The 15980-nt window shown below is 70.3% G+C and carries 13 protein-coding genes; 6 read left to right on the top strand and 7 right to left on the bottom strand.

The window, feature by feature from the left end; genetic code table 11:
* Positions 1–8: 8 nt before the first annotated feature.
* The 6 genes from ACZ7NC_RS18485 to ACZ7NC_RS18460 form a co-directional block, all read right to left on the bottom strand.
* Positions 9–902 carry a carbohydrate ABC transporter permease gene (locus ACZ7NC_RS18485; RefSeq protein ID WP_471489486.1) on the bottom strand — a complete coding sequence of 298 codons (894 nt, stop codon included), beginning with the start codon at positions 900–902 and terminating at the stop codon, positions 9–11.
* Positions 899–1864, bottom strand: a complete 966-nt coding sequence (locus ACZ7NC_RS18480; RefSeq protein WP_471489484.1) for a carbohydrate ABC transporter permease — start codon at positions 1862–1864, stop codon at positions 899–901. Before ACZ7NC_RS18480 ends, ACZ7NC_RS18485 begins: the two co-directional genes overlap by 4 nt.
* A gap of 20 nt (positions 1865–1884) precedes the next feature.
* Entirely contained in the window at positions 1885–3150 is a 1266-nt protein-coding gene (locus ACZ7NC_RS18475) for an ABC transporter substrate-binding protein (protein ID WP_471489482.1), read from the bottom strand.
* 231 nt (positions 3151–3381) lie between these two features.
* Positions 3382–5241 carry a glycoside hydrolase gene (locus tag ACZ7NC_RS18470; protein WP_471489480.1) on the bottom strand — a complete coding sequence of 620 codons (1860 nt, stop codon included), beginning with the start codon at positions 5239–5241 and terminating at the stop codon, positions 3382–3384.
* A gap of 11 nt (positions 5242–5252) precedes the next feature.
* Positions 5253–6500, bottom strand: coding sequence for an ROK family transcriptional regulator (locus ACZ7NC_RS18465; protein ID WP_471489478.1), 1248 nt, complete (start codon positions 6498–6500; stop codon positions 5253–5255).
* Between the two features lie 179 nt (positions 6501–6679).
* Entirely contained in the window at positions 6680–7933 is a 1254-nt protein-coding gene (locus ACZ7NC_RS18460) for an FAD-binding protein (RefSeq protein ID WP_471489476.1), read from the bottom strand.
* 107 nt (positions 7934–8040) lie between these two features.
* Here ACZ7NC_RS18460 and ACZ7NC_RS18455 point away from each other — a divergent pair, with 107 nt between their 5' ends.
* From ACZ7NC_RS18455 to ACZ7NC_RS18430, 6 genes are all read left to right on the top strand, one after another.
* A complete protein-coding gene (locus ACZ7NC_RS18455) occupies positions 8041–9048 on the top strand; it encodes a hydroxyacid dehydrogenase (protein ID WP_471489474.1) in 1008 nt (335 codons plus the stop codon).
* A gap of 183 nt (positions 9049–9231) precedes the next feature.
* Positions 9232–10551, top strand: coding sequence for a radical SAM protein (locus ACZ7NC_RS18450; protein WP_471489472.1), 1320 nt, complete (start codon positions 9232–9234; stop codon positions 10549–10551).
* Between the two features lie 201 nt (positions 10552–10752).
* The gene (locus tag ACZ7NC_RS18445; RefSeq protein WP_471489470.1) at positions 10753–12252 is read left to right on the top strand and encodes a cellulose binding domain-containing protein; all 1500 of its coding nucleotides are present in this window, start codon (positions 10753–10755) and stop codon (positions 12250–12252) included.
* Positions 12253–12508: 256 nt separating this feature from the next.
* Positions 12509–13600: a ribosome small subunit-dependent GTPase A gene (gene rsgA, locus ACZ7NC_RS18440; protein ID WP_471489468.1), complete on the top strand. Its 1092-nt coding sequence runs from the start codon at positions 12509–12511 to the stop codon at positions 13598–13600.
* A gap of 102 nt (positions 13601–13702) precedes the next feature.
* A complete protein-coding gene (locus ACZ7NC_RS18435; protein ID WP_471489720.1) occupies positions 13703–15103 on the top strand; it encodes an AlkA N-terminal domain-containing protein in 1401 nt (466 codons plus the stop codon).
* Positions 15104–15105: 2 nt separating this feature from the next.
* Positions 15106–15612 (top strand): methylated-DNA--[protein]-cysteine S-methyltransferase, encoded by a 507-nt coding sequence (locus ACZ7NC_RS18430; RefSeq protein ID WP_471489466.1) that lies wholly within the window; start codon positions 15106–15108, stop codon positions 15610–15612.
* Here ACZ7NC_RS18430 and ACZ7NC_RS18425 read toward each other — a convergent pair.
* Positions 15609–15980 carry a PPOX class F420-dependent oxidoreductase gene (locus tag ACZ7NC_RS18425; protein WP_471489464.1) on the bottom strand — a complete coding sequence of 124 codons (372 nt, stop codon included), beginning with the start codon at positions 15978–15980 and terminating at the stop codon, positions 15609–15611. The two genes, ACZ7NC_RS18430 and ACZ7NC_RS18425, sit on opposite strands and share 4 nt — an antisense overlap.

Here is a 15980-nt window from a genome sequence, read left to right as displayed (position 1 = left end):
CTCCTTGCTCAGCCCTTGATGCCGGTCTGTGCGATCCCCTGTACCAGCCAGCGCTGAAGGAACAGGAACACGAACAACAAGGGCAGGATAGAAATCGCGGTCGCCATGAAGATCTGGTGGAACACGACGGTCTGGCCGGTCGTGTACGAGGAGAGCGCGACCTGGACGGTCCACGCACCGGGGTCCTGGCCGATGACCAGCGGCCACAGGAACGAGTTCCAGCCGTTGATGAAGGTGATGGTGGCGATGGCCGCGAAGAAGTTCAGCGAGTTCGGCACCACGACACGCCAGTACGCGCCCCAGTAACCGAGCCCGTCCACGCGCGCCGCCTCCTCCAGCTCCTTGGGGAACCCCAGGAAGTACTGCCGGAAGAGGAAGCAGGTGAAACCACTGAAGAGGCCCGGGATGATGAGACCTCGGTAACTGTCGACCCAGCCGAGCGACGACACCAGCACGAAGCTGGGGACGAAGGTGACGGCGGTCGGGACCATGAGGGTGCCCAGCACGACGTAGAAGACCTTGTTGGCGTGCTTGTACGGGATGCGGGCCAGGCCGTAGCCGGCCAGGGAGCACACCAGCAGGACGCCGGCGGTGTGCAGGACGGCGACGACCGTGGAGTTCCACATCGACCGGGCGAAGGGGACCGAGGAGTCGTCGAACGGGGAGGTGATGTTGCCCCACTGGATGTCCGTGGGGAAGAGCGTCCAGTTCTCTCCGGTGATCTGCGCGTCCGTGGACAGCGCGTTGCGGACGAGGATGTAGAAGGGCACCAGGAAGAGCAGGGCGGCGATTGCGGTGGCGATGTACAGACCGGTGCTGCCCATCACTCCGCCCCCGCGCCGGGCGCGGTGGGTCCTGCTTGTCGGGGTGGTCTTGTGGATGTCGGGCGTGGTGGTGGTCACTTGGACTCCTCCCCCCTTCCGAAGCCCATGAGCTTGCCCTGGAACAGGGTCACGACACAGATCAGCACGGTCAGGATCACGGCACCCGCGCTGCCGGCGCCGTAGTCCTGGTTCTCGCCCAGGGCCTTGAGGTACAGCTCGACCAGGGGCGGGCGGCCCCAGGTCGTCTTGTCCAGCAGGTTGTAGAACTCGTCGAAGGCCTGGTAGGCGGCGACGAGCAGCAGCAGGATCACCGCGGTCGAGGTGGCCCGCAGCTGCGGCAGCGTGATGTACCGGAAGGTCTGCCAGCCCGACTTGGCGCCGTCGATGGCGGCGGCCTCGTACAGCTCCTGCGGGATGTTCTGCAGCGCCGCAAGGAACAGGATCATGTAGAAGCCGGACTGGAGCCACAGGCGGGCGGTGACGATGACAAGCCAGTACCAGGGCGGGTTGGGGTCGGCCAGCCAGGCGATGTTCTCGATCCCGAACCAGCCGAGGACCGTGTTCATCAGGCCGAAGCGGACGCCGCTGAAGATGGACATCTTCCAGATCAGCGCCGCGGCGACATAGCTGACCGCGGTCGGCAGGAAGAAGACCGAGCGGAAGAACCCCCGCAGGAACCTGAGCCGGTTCACCAGCAGGGCGAGGCCCAGCGACAGCGCCCAGGTGGTGGGCACGATGAACGCGGCGAAGACGGTGAAGGTGCCGAGCGAGCCGACGAAGTCGTCGTTCGTCAGCATGTGCGCGTAGTTGTCGAAGCCGATGAACTTCTCGGGCGTGACCGTGAACCGCGCCTCGAAGAAGCTGAGGTAGACGCTCCAGCCGATCGGGACGTAGATGAAGATCGCCAGCCCGACGAGGAAGGGGCCGGTGAAGAGCCAGAAGTTGAAGGTGCTGCTGCCCCGCAGTCCCCGCCGAGGCTTGGCCGGTGAGGCCTTCGCCGGGGCGGGGCTCGCGAGGTCGAGCTTGGTGGTCGTCGACATGTCGTGGTCCGTCCGCCGGCCTATCCGAAGAGCTTCTTGAGCTCGCGGTTCACCGCCGCGTCCGCCTTGTCGAGCGCCGCCTCCGGGTCACCGCCCTTGCGGACGGAGTTGGCGAAGACATCCTCCAGCGCGGTGATCATGGCCTGAGTCCAGCCGATGTTGTCGAAGTGGCCGAACTCGTTGAAGAGCTTGACGCCCTCGGCCGGCAGGCCCGACTTGAGCTTGTCGGCGCTCTCGGCGATCGAGGTGCGCGGCGGGATGTGGAAGCCGTAGGACGTGGCCCAGTCCTCCTGGTACTGCTTCTGGTCGATCCACAGCCACTTCACGTACTCCTTGGCCGCGTCGACGTTCTTGCCCTTGGCGTTGACGAACATCGACCAGCCGCCGTTGTAGACGGAGGGCTTGCCGTCGTCCGTGACCTTCGGGAACGGGAAGACGCCGATGTCGTCGCCGAGGGTCTGCTGGAACTGCGGCATCGCCCACATGCCGCAGAACTGCATGGCGCACAGGCCCTGGTTGAGCGCGGAGGGGTCCCAGTAGTCGGTCGGTGCGCCGAGGAGCAGGTCGCCGCTCGTGAACAGCGTGCGCATCTTCTTCAGGCCCTCGACTACGCCGTCCGTGTGGTAGGCGATCTGGTTCTTGTCGTCCAGGGTGTCGGCGCCGGCGGACCAGATCATCGGGTTGATGACGGCGTGCAGGTCGTTGCCGAGGTACAGCCCCTTGACCTTGCCGGTGGTGAGCTTCGCGGCCGCCTCGATCAGCTCGTCGAGGGTCTCCGGGACCTTGACGCCCGCCTTCTCGAAGAGCGACGGCCGGTAGAAGAAGAACTGCGGGTCGTCGATCATACGGACGCCGTATATCTTCCCGTCCACCGTGTGCGAGGCGATGTCGGCCGGGTTGAAGTCGTCCTTGACCGGCTCGATGATGTCGGTCAGGTCCGCGACCTGGCCGCTCTTGACCATCTGGATCTGCGGGTGGAACTCGAACAGGTCGGGCGCGTTGTCGGTGAGCAGCGTCGCGAAGAGCTTGTTCTCGAAGTCGGCGGCGGTGATCCACTGCGTGGTCACATTGGCGTCCTTGTACGCCTTGGCGTACTTCTTGACGGCCTGCTCGGTGCCCGCCTCGCCGTACGCGTGGAAGTACTGGTTCAGACCGACCCCCGAACCGGACCCGCCGCCACGGCCGTTGTTGCCGCCGCACGCGGCGAGACCGCCGGCGGCGGCCAGGCCCATCGCGGCTCGCAGTACGGTTCGGCGGTCCCAGTTGCTGTTGCTCAGTGCCGACATGGTGACGTCCTTGTCTCGAGTACGGCTGCGGCGATGCGCCATGGCTGATGCGGCTCAGCGCCAGATGGCTCAAATGAGGGTGCGGTGCGGGACGTTAACCTTCGGCTAAGGCTTCGGCAAGGGGTTGGACGAAGTCTGCACGAAGCGTTGTGCCACGTTCGGCATACCGGACATGAGGGGGTTGCGAGCTGACGCACCAGAGGCCCGCAACCCCCTTGCCGGAGGCGGGAGTTACTGCCGGAACCAGGCCTGGTTGGTGCCGCCGTTGCAGGTGTACACGCTCACCTTGCTGCCGTCGGCGGTGGCCTGCCCGCCGACGTCCAGGCACTTCCCGGAGGCCTCGCTGACGATCTGCCCGTTGGAGTTCAGCAGCCAGCGCTGACCGGCGTCACCGGTGAAGCCGGCGGAAGCCACCAGCCCCGAACCGCCCACCGTCAGATAGCCGTTGGCACCCTTGAGCGCACCCCGCTTGTCGTACGACCACGACTGCTCGACCCCGCCCGTGCAGGCGCCGATCGCCGCACCCGAGGCGTCCGCGGTCAGGCACTTGCCGGACTGCTCGCCCTGCCAGGCGCCGGTCACCGCCGAGGAGCCGCCGAACGGCTTCTGGTCGAGGACGTACGTCGTGATGGAGCGGGCCGGCAGTGACGCGGACACCGTGCCGCCCTTCACCGACGGCTTGGCGACGTTCGCCCAGTTCTCGTCGGCCGAGGTACGCACCGCCTTGGCAGCCCGCAGCGGCGACCTGCTGTTGAAGTGCAGGTTCAGGGCCGTGTCGGTGGTGTTGTGGTTGTTGACCACCACCACCCACTTGCCGTTCCGGTCGTAGGCCGAGGCCTCCACGCCGTCCGGCAGCCCCGTGACGTTGTGCATGACCGCGCCCGGCTTCACGAACTTGCTGTACTGGCCGAGCGCGTAGTACCGCTTGGTGAAGTACAGCGTCTGGTTGCCGTTCGTGGCGTAGTTCGGGTCGTAGTAGATCAGGCCGTCGTTCCAGCCCTGGTCGTTCTTCGCGAGCGGATCGGAGCCGATCATCTCCGACAGGGCGACCCACCAGTGGAACGCCGAGTCGTGCGCGGTCGCGAAGTCCTTGTGGATGATCCGCGACAGGCTCAGTCCGCCGTCGATCGTGGGGTCGTACTCCTGAGCCCAGCCCGTACCGCCCTTGCCGAAACAGCAGATCTCGGTGGACCAGGACGTCTTGCCGACCGACTTCGACGTCTCGTACACCTGCGCCCGGTCGGCGTCGGACGGGTTGTCGTAGGTGTGGTGGGCCAGCTTGTCGACGTACTGGGCGGTGCCCGGCTCGTTGATCCAGCGCGGGACCTCGTCGTTGAACTTCACCGTGCTGGTCGACTCGTCGGCGATGATGCCGGTCTTCTGCTTGCGGGCCTGAAGTTCGGCGCCCAGCGTCCGCACGATGTCGTCGCGCTGCGGCACGTCGACGAGCATGCCCTCCTGACCGCAGGAGTCGAAGCTGTTCGTCGGCTCGTTGAACGGGCTGATGTAGTCGATCTTCACGCCCTGCCCGGCGAAGTGACCGGTGACGTCCGCGACGTACTTCGCGAAGTCCCGCTCGTTCTCCGTCTTCAGATAGCCGCCGCAGCTCTTGCCGTTGGTCGTCCACCGGGCGGGCGCGCTGTTGACGAAGGCGATCAGGTCCTCGACGCCGTACTTGGCGGCGGCGTACAGGAACGTACGGCCCGCCTTGTCCTTGCTCCAGTCGTACGTCCCGTCGGCGCCCAGGAAGTCCTCGGGGGCGCGCGGGGCGTAGGTCACGCCGGTGCCGCCACCGCCGATGTTGTAGCGGTAGGCGCTCAGGTCCAGGCCGCCGGCGGAGAACAGCAGCCCCGCGACCCGGGCCTGGACCTTCGGGTCGAAGTTCTTCAGGTCGTTGACCCACCAGGCGCCGGAGGCCCCGATGTTGTCGATGGCCTGGGCGGCGTGCGGGGAGACCTCGGCCGCCGGGGTGGCGGCGGCGCCCGCGGGCGGGGCGGCTATGAGAGGGCCCGCGACAGCCAGCGCGGCCGCGGCCGTCAGCAGGACCGATCTGCGGGGGTGGGGGTACTTGCGGGGGAGAGTCACGTGCATCCCTTCCGTCGTCATGAAGGTGGTGCGGTACGGCTCCTTGCGGGGGTGGTGCGTTTTGCCGCGGTCCTCTGGCCCACGGACTGGAGCGCCCCTTCGAGCGCGAACGTCGCCGCGCCCAGGCACACCGGGTCCGTGGGGATGGGGGAGAGGACGATCCGGGTGGCGGCGAGCGGCCGCCTGAGCGCGTGCCGGGCGACGGCCTCGCGCACCTCGTGCAGCAGCGGCTCGCCGAGGGTCGCGGCGACCCAACTGCTCAGCACGACGACTTCGGGGTTGAAGAGGTTCACCAGATCGGCGATCCCGGCGCCCAGGTAACGGGCGGTGTCCCGGACCACCTTGAGCGCCACGGGATCGTGCGCCGCGACCCCGCGGGCCAGCGCGTCGATCGTCGCCGTCTGGTCCTCCGGGTGCAACAGGGGGCTGTCGGCGGCCAGTTCCCGCAGGTTCACCATGATCCCGGGCGCGCCGACATACGTCTCGACGCAGCCGTGGTTGCCGCAGTGGCACAGCCGCCCGTCCAGCACGAGCGTCGTATGGCCCCACTCGCCGGCGCTGTTGCTCACGCCCCGGTGCAGCCCGCCGCCGAGCACGAGCCCGGCGCCCACACCGGTGCCGAGGTTGACCACCACGGCGTCCCCGCGGCCGCGTGCGGCACCGAACCACAGCTCGGCCACCGCGCTGGCGCGCAGCGGGTTGTCCATGTAGAGGGGGTAGGCGACGTGCTCGGCGAGCAGGTCGAGCACCGGCACGTCGTGCCAGTCCCAGTTGGGGGCGTACTCGGAGACACCGGTGTCCCGGTCCACCTGACCCGGCACGCTCACGCCCACGCCGAGCACCCGCGCGCCCTCCACACCGGCCTGTGCGACCACCGAGCCGACGGCGGCGGCGACATGGCCGACGACCTGCTCGGGGCGGCTCTCGCCGGGGCGCATGCCCTCGTCGGCGCGGGCCAGGACGTTCAGCGCGAGATCGAAGAGCTCGACCCGGACGTAGGTCTCCGCGATGTCGACGCCGATCAGGGCGCCGCCGGAGGCGTTGACGGCCACGAGCCCGCGGGGGCGGCCGCCGGCCGAGTCCTCGAAGCCGACCTCCGTGATCATCCGGAGGTCGAGCAGCTCGCCCACGAGCGTGGCGACCGTGGCGAGGGAGAGACCGGTGGCGGCCGCCAGCTCCTGCCGGGAGGTGGGTGAGGCGGCGATGATCTGGCGCAGCACCTCGTAGCGGTTCGCTGTGCGGATGTCACGTGAGGTGCGCTTCACCGGAGGTGCCCCCGTCCCTTCAGTCCAGGCCGGGTCGTCGTCGGCACCGGCGCGGCGCAAGGCTATGGTGTGCGCGGACTTTCTACAAGGGGTTAGGAAAGGGGCTGTAGAAAGTCTTTCCGCTGGAAGCGCCTGGTGTGGGGGAACCGGCGGGTATCAGCCGCCGACCCACCGCTGCATCAGCCGCCGAGGATATCCCGCACAAACGCGTTGGCGAACTTCCCGGCCGGGTCCAGCTCCCGCGCCAGCGCCCGGAAGTCGGCCAGTCTCGGATACCGCCCGCGCACGACCTGGGCCGGCAGGGCGAACACCTTGCCCCAGTGCGGCCGTGGCGCGAAGGCGTCCAGCGCGTCCTCCAGCCGCCGCACCACCGGGAGTACGGCGGCGGTGTCCTCGATCCAGGTGAAGTGCAGAGCCACCGTGTCCCGTCCGTGGGCGGGGCTGAGCCACTGCGCGTCGGCCGCGACCAGGCGCACCTCGCAGGTCTGGAGCACCGGGGCGACCGTGCCCCGGATCCCGTCGATCGCGCGCAGCGCCGCCACGGCGTGCTCGCGCGGCAGCAGATACTCCGACTGGAGCTCGGCCCCGCTGCTCGGCGTGAACTCCGCCCGGAAGTGCGGCAGTCGCTCGTGCCACGGCCCCGGCACCCCGAACTGCTCGGTGCAGTTGACCGCGGGCATCCCCGGCACCGGGTGCAGCTTCTCCGTCGCGGGCGCGGCCCACGGGAAACCGGGCAGCGGCCGGTCGGTGCGCCGCTTGAGCCACACCTGCCGGAAGCCCGGCTCGCGCCAGTCGGTGAACAGACTCACGCTGTACGCCGACGACATCACCGTCTCGAACGACGCCAGGTCCAGCCCGTCCAGCGGGAGTTCGGTGAACACGTGCTGCTCGACCTCGAAGGACGGCTCCAGATCGAGGGTGAGCGCGGTGACGACGCCGAGGGCACCCAGCGAGGTGACGGCACCGCCGAACCGCCGGTCGTCCCGGCCGACGGTCACCACTGAACCGTCCGCCGTGACCAGCTCCACCTCCCGCACGGACGTGGCCAGCGAGCCGTTGCCGATCCCCGACCCGTGGGTGCCGGTGGCGACCGAGCCGGCCACCGAAATGTGCGGCAGGGAAGCCATGTTGGGCAGCGCGAGGCCGTGCGCGTACACCGCGCGGGCGAGTTCGGCGTACCGTACGCCGCCCGCGACCCGTACCGTACGGTCCGCGCGGTCCACCTCGATCACCGGCGGCAGGTCGGCGATCGACAGCAGGGCGCCCTCGGGGCCCGGCTCGGCGATCTCGTTGAAGGAATGCCCGCTGCCCAGCACCCGCACCTTCTCGCTGCCCGCGACCAGGGCGCTGATCGCCTCGACCGAGTACGGCCGGTGCAGTTCCTTGGCGGTGTAGGTGATGTTGCCCGCCCAGTTGGTGATCGTCTCGGTCATCCTTGCCGTCCTTCAAGGTGAATGCGTGTGCGTTGACCCTCTCATCCGCGGCGCCTAGCGTGGAGAGCGCTTTCCAATCACTTCTCGTCGGACCGGAGGCCACGTCCTTGACCCAGCGGCCGCTTGCCCTGTTCGCCATGTCCGCCCGGAACGTGCCGCAGGTCTTCCCGCCGGAGGTGCTGGCGAGACTGCGGGAGTCGGTGGACATCGACCCCGCCCTGGTGGCCGAGGACTTCACGGACCCGCGCCTCGCGGACACCCTCGCCCGCACCGAGATCCTCGTCACCGGCTGGGGCTGCCCCCGCCTCGACGCGGCCGCACTCGACGCCGCCCCCAAGCTGCGCGCGGTGCTGCACTCGGCCGGCTCGGTCAAGGGCCTCGCCACGCCCGAGCTGTGGCGGCGGGGCATCACGGTGAGCTCGGCGGCGGTGGCCAACGCCGTGCCGGTCGCCGAGTACACGCTCGCCATGATCCTGCTCGCCGGGAAGGACCTCTTCGCCGCCCGCGACCGCCTCCGCGCCGAACGCGCCTTCCCGGGCTGGGGGCTCGTCCCCGGCATCGGCAACCACGGCCGCCGGGTCGGCCTCATCGGGGCCTCGCGCATCGGACGCAGGGTGATCGAGCTGCTGCGCCCCTTCGACCTGGTCCCCGCCCTCGCCGACCCGTACGTCGACGAAGCGGGCGCCGCCGCTCTCGGCGTACCCCTCCTTCCGCTGGACGAGCTGCTGCGCACGTCGGACGTCGTGTCGATCCACGCCCCCGAGACCCCCGAGACCCGCCACCTCATCGGCGCCCGCGAGCTGGCCCTGATGCCCGACGGTGCGGTCCTGATCAACACCGCGCGCGGCGCCCTGATCGACCACGAGGCCCTGATCGCCGAGCTCCGCACGGCCCGTCTCTCCGCGATCCTCGACGTCACCGACCCCGAGCCCCTGCCCGCCGACTCCCCCCTGTACGACCTGCCGAACGCCTTCATCACACCCCACCTCGCGGGCTCCCAGGGCAACGAGGCGTCCCGCCTGGGCCTGGCGGTGACGGAGGAAGCCGAACGACTGGTGGCGGGCGAGGAACCGGCACACCCGGTCGACCCTGCGGCGCTGGGGCGGGAGGCCTAGGGGCAGGCGTCCTCCGGCGGCGCCCGTACGCCCGGTCGGCGCACCGGGCAGGGTGAATTCCGGCGCCCTGCGATCGTCCGGCGTGCGGCTGACACGGGGGCCCGGAGGGGACCCGATGCGGCTCGGGCTCAGGCAGGGGCATACCGTGAGGAGTCGTACGCCTGAGCCGGGAGGAGATTACGGATGGGCAGCCGCACCGCACTGGTCGAGGATCTGATGGAGCGATTCCCGCACGTTCCGCGGGAAGCCGTCTTCAAGGAGGATCTGCTCCGGGGCGGGGTGGCCTTCGACCCGTCCGCCCTCAGCGACAACGAGAACGGCGAGGTCAAGCCGAAGTCGTACTTCATCTTCTCCTTCGACCACGGCACCCTGCCCGAGCTGGGCGAGGCCGCGCTGCGCCGCCCGCCGGAGGAGATCATCCTCACCGGCGGCCCGTACGACCTGCGGCGCACCGTCGTCTCGGTGCGCGTGAACCCGTCGTCGCCCTATCGCGTGGCGGCCGACGAGGACGGGATGCTCGGCCTCTACCTCGACGGCAAGCGCATCGCCGACGTCGGTGTGCCGCCGATGCCGGAGTACTACCGGCACACCCTCGCGAGCGGGAAGTCGGTCATGGAGGTCGCCCCCACCATCCAGTGGGGCTACCTGATCTACCTCACCGTCTTCCGGGTCTGCCAGTACTTCGGCGCCAAGGAGGAGTGCCAGTACTGCGACATCAACCACAACTGGCGCCAACACAAGGCGGCGGGCCGGCCGTACACCGGAGTGAAGGACGTCGAGGAGGTCCTCGAGGCCCTGGAGATCATCGACCGGTACGACACGGCGAAGGCGTCCACCGCCTACACCCTCACCGGCGGCGCGATCACCAAGACGGTCGCCGGGCGCGACGAGGCCGACTTCTACGGCCACTACGCCAAGGCCATCGAGGAGCGCTTCCCGGGGCGCTGGATCGGCAAGGTCGTCGCCCAGGCGCTGCCGCGCGACGACGTCCAGCGCTTCAAGGACTACGGCGTGCAGATCTACCACCCCAACTACGAGGTGTGGGACCGCCGGCTGTTCGAGCTGTACTGCCCCGGCAAGGAGCGCTACGTCGGCCGCGACGAGTGGCACAAGCGCATCCTGGACTCCGCCGACATCTTCGGCGCCCGCAACGTCATCCCCAACTTCGTGGCGGGCGTGGAGATGGCGGAACCCTTCGGCTTCACGACGGTGGACGAGGCGATCGCCTCGACGACCGAGGGCCTGCGCTTCTTCATGTCCCACGGCATCACGCCGCGCTTCACCACCTGGTGCCCCGAGCCGACGACCCCGCTCGGCAAGGCCAACCCGCAGGGCGCGCCGCTGGAGTACCACATCCGGCTGCTCCAGGCCTATCGCCAGACGATGGAGGACTTCGGCCTGTCCTCGCCCCCCGGCTACGGCCCGCCCGGCCCCGGCCGCGCGGTGTTCTCCGTGAGCTCCTTCATGGACAGCCTGCCGGCCGAGGAGTCCACGACCGTTTAGGCGACGGTACGGGTGAGACAAACGGGCCCCGCGTCCGTACAAGTGACTGCGGTTGTGGGGCGCGTCGGTCTGTCATGACATTTGAATACGGCGCTTGTCAGTTGTGTCGGAAACGTGAAAGGCTCATGTCCTGCCGCGAGGTTCCCCCCAACTCCATTGCCAATATGGCGAGTTGACCTCGCATGTGGATGCAGGAGACTCATGCCCGACCTGCCGACTCCCCAGGACGCCACCGAGGCAGCGCTGTTCTCCGAGTGCTGGGATGCCGTGCTGTCGTACGCCGACCTGTGCACGGCCGGGTCCTCGGCCGCCAACCAGCTGGCCGCTGAGGCGTTTTCCGCCGGTATACGTGAGGCCCGTGAGGCCGAGGCCGGGGCCTTCCGCAGTGCCGGCCGCCGCCCGGCCCGGCTGCCCCGGATCCCCCTCCTCCTGACCGCCGTACGCACCACGGCGGCCGCCTGGGAGGAGAACGGCCAGGGCCACGACCTCGACCCCGACCTGCGCCTGTGGCTCAACTCCGAGAAGGCCGCCCGCTACACCGGACCCCCGCTGCAGCGCCCGCTCGCGCTGCGCGGACTGCGCGACATGCAGGAACCGGACGCCGCGCTGCTGTGGCTGGCCGAGGTGGAGGCGCTGCCACAGACCGTCGTGGCTCGCCGGCTCGGTCTCGACCCGGCCACCGTCACCGACGAACTCACCCAGGTCCGCGGCCTGTTCCGGGACCGCTGCCAGCGCAACCACCTCGACACTCCGATGGACGCGCGGTGCCGCAGCTACGCCCGCCTCCTCGACGCCGTCACCCGCTCGAACGGCGCCGACACCCCCGACGACCTCTCCCGCCACCTCGCCACCTGTGTCCAGTGCGCCGAGGCCGCCGCCTGTCTGCGGCTGTCCGGCGGCGGGCTGCCCGGCGCCCTCGCCGGCGGCGTGATCGGCTGGGGCGGCCTCGCCTATCTGGAGCGCCGCCGCCGGGCCTCCGAAGTGCGCCTCGGAGCCGGGCGCCCCGGCTCGGCGGACGCCGACGCGGGCCCGCCGGACCCCGGCGCGCACAAGGCGCGTGTCGTGCGCAGCGGCCTGCTCGTCGCGGCCGTCCTCGTCTCCGCACTCGCCCTCGCGGTGTCGATGATGCCGGGCGGCTCCACCGGCGAAGGCACCACGGCGGGCGGCGACCCGTCCGACCGTCAGCCGGTCGCCGACCCCGGTTTCTCCCTGCCGGTCACGGCCGCCACGCAGCCGTCCACGAACTCCCCAGCCCCGTCGAAGAGCGCCCCGAAGGGCGACGACTCGCCCGAGCCCGAGAACCCCGAGCCGGGACCCCAGGGCACCACGTCGACCACGGCCCGCGGGGAGGACCCGGAACCCGACCCGTCCACGAGCCAGTCGCCGACCTGCAGCGTCGACTACGACCTCGTCAACGAATGGCCCGACGGCTTCCAGGCCACCATCACCGTCACCTCCGAACAGGCCCTCGACGACTGGCGCGTCGCCTGGTCCTTCCCGGACGGCCAGCAGGTCGGCCAGATGTGGGACGCGAGCTTCGCCCAGAACGGCCCCCGGGTCAGTGCCAAGGCCGCCGACTACAACAGGACGGTCCCCGCGAACGGCACGCTCTCCTTCGGGTTCATCGCCTCCTGGGAGGGTGAGAACTCGGCGGGGTCCGACTTCACGTTGAACGGGCACGACTGCGCGACGGCCGACTGACCCTTGCTCACCGCCCGAAAACCGGTGGCGCGACATGGTGGGCCGACTCTAGAGTGACCGTTGTTCCGACGCGCCGCGTGCCGCGGTCGCCGATCGAGTGTGAAAAGGGAGGTGTCGACCGATGGCTGTCTTTGCGATGAGCACTGCCCGCATCCAGTTCGTCAAGTCCACCTCCGTGGCCGCCGGCTGACCTCACCTGATCTCTCCGCGTCATGTGTACGCGGCTGCCGGGGCCACCCTTGTGAAGGGTCACCCGTTGACTTCCACCTCTGTTTTCCCCGCGTTGGCTCCCTACGGCTGGGACACCGGCTGGGCCGACGCGTTCACCCCGTACGACGCCGAAGGGCTGCTGCCCGGACGGGTCGTGCGGGTCGACCGCGGGCAGTGCGACGTCGTCACCGCCGACGGTCCGGTACGCGCCGACACGGCGTTCGTCACCCCGCACGATCCGATGCGGGTCGTGTGCACCGGTGACTGGGTCGCCGTCGAACCGGCCGGGAACCCGCAGTACGTACGCGCGTATCTGCCGCGCCGTACCGCCTTCGTGCGTTCCACCTCCTCCAAGCGGTCCGAGGGGCAGATCCTCGCCGCCAACGTCGACCACGCCATCGTCGCCGTGTCACTGGCCGTGGAACTCGACCTCGGCCGCATCGAGCGGTTCCTCGCGCTGGCGTGGGAGTCGGGCGCGCAGCCGGTCGTGGTCCTCACCAAGGCCGACCTCGTGCCGGACGCGGTGACGCTCTCGTATCTCGTCCAGGACGTGGAGACCGCGGCGCCGGGTGTGCCGGTGCTGACCGCCAGCGCGACCCTGGGGGAGGGGCTCGATGTCCTCACCGCGGTCGTCGGTGGCGGTACCTCCGTGCTGCTCGGTCAGTCCGGAGCGGGCAAGTCCACACTGGCCAACGCGCTGCTCGGCGAGGAAGTGATGGAGGTCCAGGCCGCGCGCGACGTCGACGGCAAGGGCCGTCACACCACCACCACGCGCAACCTCCTCGTCCTGCCAGGCGGCGGTGTCCTCATCGACACACCGGGGCTGCGCGGCGTCGGGCTGTGGGACGCCGAGGCCGGTGTCGGCCAGGTCTTCGCGGAGATCGAGGAACTGGCCCAGCGGTGCCGCTTCCAAGACTGCGCGCACGAGAGCGAGCCGGGATGCGCGGTACTGGCCGCGATCGACGAGGGTTCGCTGCCACCGCGCCGGCTGGAGAGCTACCGCAAGCTGATGCGGGAGAACCAGTGGATCGTGGCCAAGACGGACGCGCGGCTCAGGGCCGAGATCAAGAAGGACTGGAAGCGGAAGGGGGCGGAGGGAAGGGCGGCGATGGAGGCGAAGCGGGGGCGTTCCAGGTGACGGTCCCATGGAAAGGTGTGGTCCGTGCGGTCCGTGTCGGACAGTGCCATGTCCGTTTTCCGCTAGCCCCACCCCGCGGCACGGCGGACACTGGACACCGTGATGGACGAGGACACCAGGTACGAGGCGGTACGCAGCCGTGATGCCCGTTTCGACGGCGAGTTCTTCTTCGCCGTCGAAACGACCGGCATCTACTGCCGCCCCAGCTGCCCGGCGGTCACCCCGAAGCGGCACAACGTGCGGTTCTTCCCGACGGCCGCCGCCGCGCAGGGCTCGGGTTTCCGGGCCTGCCGGCGGTGCCGGCCGGACGCCGTGCCCGGGTCGGCCGCGTGGAACGTGCGGGCCGACGTGGTCGGCCGTGCCGTGCGGCTGATCGGCGACGGGATCGTCGACCGGGAGGGCGTCGCCGGGCTCGCGACGCGGCTCGGGTACAGCGCCCGGCAGGTGCAGCGGCAGCTCACCGCCGAACTCGGCGCGGGCCCGGTCGCGCTCGCCCGCGCTCAGCGGGCGCATACCGCACGGGTGCTGCTCCAGACCACCGACCTGCCGATCACGGAGATCGCGTTCGCGGCCGGGTTCGCCAGTGTGCGGCAGTTCAACGACACGATCCGGGCGGTGTACGCCTCGACCCCGAGCGAGTTGCGCGCCGCCGCACCACGCGGCGGCCACCCCTCCCGGCGTACCGCCACCCCCTCGGCCGGGATCCCCCTGCGGCTCGCCCACCGCGGGTCCTATGAGGCCGGTGCCGTCTTCGACCTGCTGGAGTACGAGGCCGTACCCGGCATCGAGCAGGTCTCCGGTCCGGCCGGCCGGCGCACCTACCGCCGCACCCTGCGCCTGCCTCACGGAAGCGCCGTCGTCGCGGTCGAGGAGAGCGTGGGTGACATGGGGAAGGACACGCGTGCGGCCCACCCCGGCGGCTGGCTCGACGCCCGGCTTCATCTCACCGATCTGCGTGATCTGACCACCGCCGTACAGCGGCTTCGGCGGCTTTTCGACCTGGACGCCGATCCCTACGCCGTCGACGAGCGGCTGGGTGCCGACGCCCGGCTCGGTCCGCTCGTCGCCGCCCGGCCGGGGCTGCGCTCGCCCGGGGCCGCCGACGCGGAGGAACTCGCCGTACGGGTGCTGGTGGGGCCGGAGACGGCCGAGGAACTGGTGCGACGGTACGGGAAGGCGCTCGACGCGCCCTGCGACGGCCTCACCCATCTGTTCCCCGAGGCCGCCGTCCTCGCCGAGGCCGAGCCGCGCGGGCCCCTCGGCGCGCTCACCGCCGCCCTCGCCGACGGGGCCGTACGGCTGGACCCGGGCGCCGACCGGGACGAGGCACAGGGCGCGCTGCTTGCCCTGCCCGGCCTCGACGCCCGTACGGTCGCCGTCATCCGCACCCGTGCCCTCGGCGACCCGGACGTCGCCCCGCCCGGCGTCGACGCCCCCGACAGCTGGCGCCCCTGGCGCTCCTACGCTTGGCAACACCTGTGTGCAGCAGGGGAGTTGGAGTAATCATGATGGTCACGACCCCCGTCCACTGGACCGAGCTCGACAGCCCGCTCGGCCCCCTCCTCCTCACCGCCGACCCCGCGACCGGCGCCCTGACCTCCGTCTCCGTGCCCGGTCAGAAGGGCGGCCGTACCGTCCAGGACGGCTGGCGGCGCGACCCCGCGCTCTTCCGCGCGGCCGAGGAACAGTTCGCCGCCTACTTCGCCGGTGAACTGAAGGACTTCCAGCTGCCGTTGAGCACGGCCGGCAGTGAGTTCCGGGAGCGGGTCTGGGCCGCCCTCGACGACGTTCCCTACGGGTCCACCACGACGTACGGCGAGATCGCCGCGCGCATCGGCGCCTCCCGCCCGGCCGTGCGGGCCGTCGGCGGCGCCATCGGTGCCAACCCGCTGCTGATCGTGCGCCCCTGCCACCGGGTGATCGGGGCCGGCGGGGCACTGACCGGATACGCGGGCGGCCTCGACCGCAAGGTGCGACTGCTCACGCTGGAGGGCACGCTTCCGGTCGGTTAGCCCTCGTCGAGCCCCCAACTGCGCACCCACCGCGGATGGATGCGGATGACCTCCTCGCTGAAGTGCGGGCCCAGCCCGTGCGGGCCGGTGAGGAGTTCCGCGTCCCCGCGGATCTCGATCCCGCGCACCCGCCACGGCCGTACCCCGACGAGGTCGTCGACGACCAGAGCGACCTTGGGGTTCCCGCGCAGATTGCGCCACTTCTTGGTGGTGCCCATGGCGCGTCCGCCGATCAGGATCGTCCCGTCGTCCTGCGGGAAGAAGCCGACCGGGTTCGCCTGGGGCTGGCCCGCCGGGTCCACGGTGGCCAGCCGTCCCAGTCGCTGTGACGTCAGGTATGCGCGTTCGGCCTCGCTGAAACCGGTCAT

The organism is Streptomyces sp. NPDC111802, from assembly GCF_055634335.1.
Note: the sequence above shows the minus strand (reverse complement) of the source record. Positions and strands in the feature narration are given on the sequence as shown.

Coding starts and splice junctions, on each gene's coding strand:
- ACZ7NC_RS18430 (WP_471489466.1), top strand. CDS start 15,106: ATGATGGTCACGACCCCCGTCCACTGGACCGAGCTCGACAGCCCGCTC.
- ACZ7NC_RS18470 (WP_471489480.1), bottom strand. CDS start 5,241: ATGCACGTGACTCTCCCCCGCAAGTACCCCCACCCCCGCAGATCGGTC.
- ACZ7NC_RS18480 (WP_471489484.1), bottom strand. CDS start 1,864: ATGTCGACGACCACCAAGCTCGACCTCGCGAGCCCCGCCCCGGCGAAG.
- ACZ7NC_RS18445 (WP_471489470.1), top strand. CDS start 10,753: ATGCCCGACCTGCCGACTCCCCAGGACGCCACCGAGGCAGCGCTGTTC.
- ACZ7NC_RS18425 (WP_471489464.1), bottom strand. CDS start 15,980: ATGACCGGTTTCAGCGAGGCCGAACGCGCATACCTGACGTCACAGCGA.
- ACZ7NC_RS18475 (WP_471489482.1), bottom strand. CDS start 3,150: ATGTCGGCACTGAGCAACAGCAACTGGGACCGCCGAACCGTACTGCGA.
- ACZ7NC_RS18460 (WP_471489476.1), bottom strand. CDS start 7,933: ATGACCGAGACGATCACCAACTGGGCGGGCAACATCACCTACACCGCC.
- ACZ7NC_RS18450 (WP_471489472.1), top strand. CDS start 9,232: ATGGGCAGCCGCACCGCACTGGTCGAGGATCTGATGGAGCGATTCCCG.
- ACZ7NC_RS18435 (WP_471489720.1), top strand. CDS start 13,703: ATGGACGAGGACACCAGGTACGAGGCGGTACGCAGCCGTGATGCCCGT.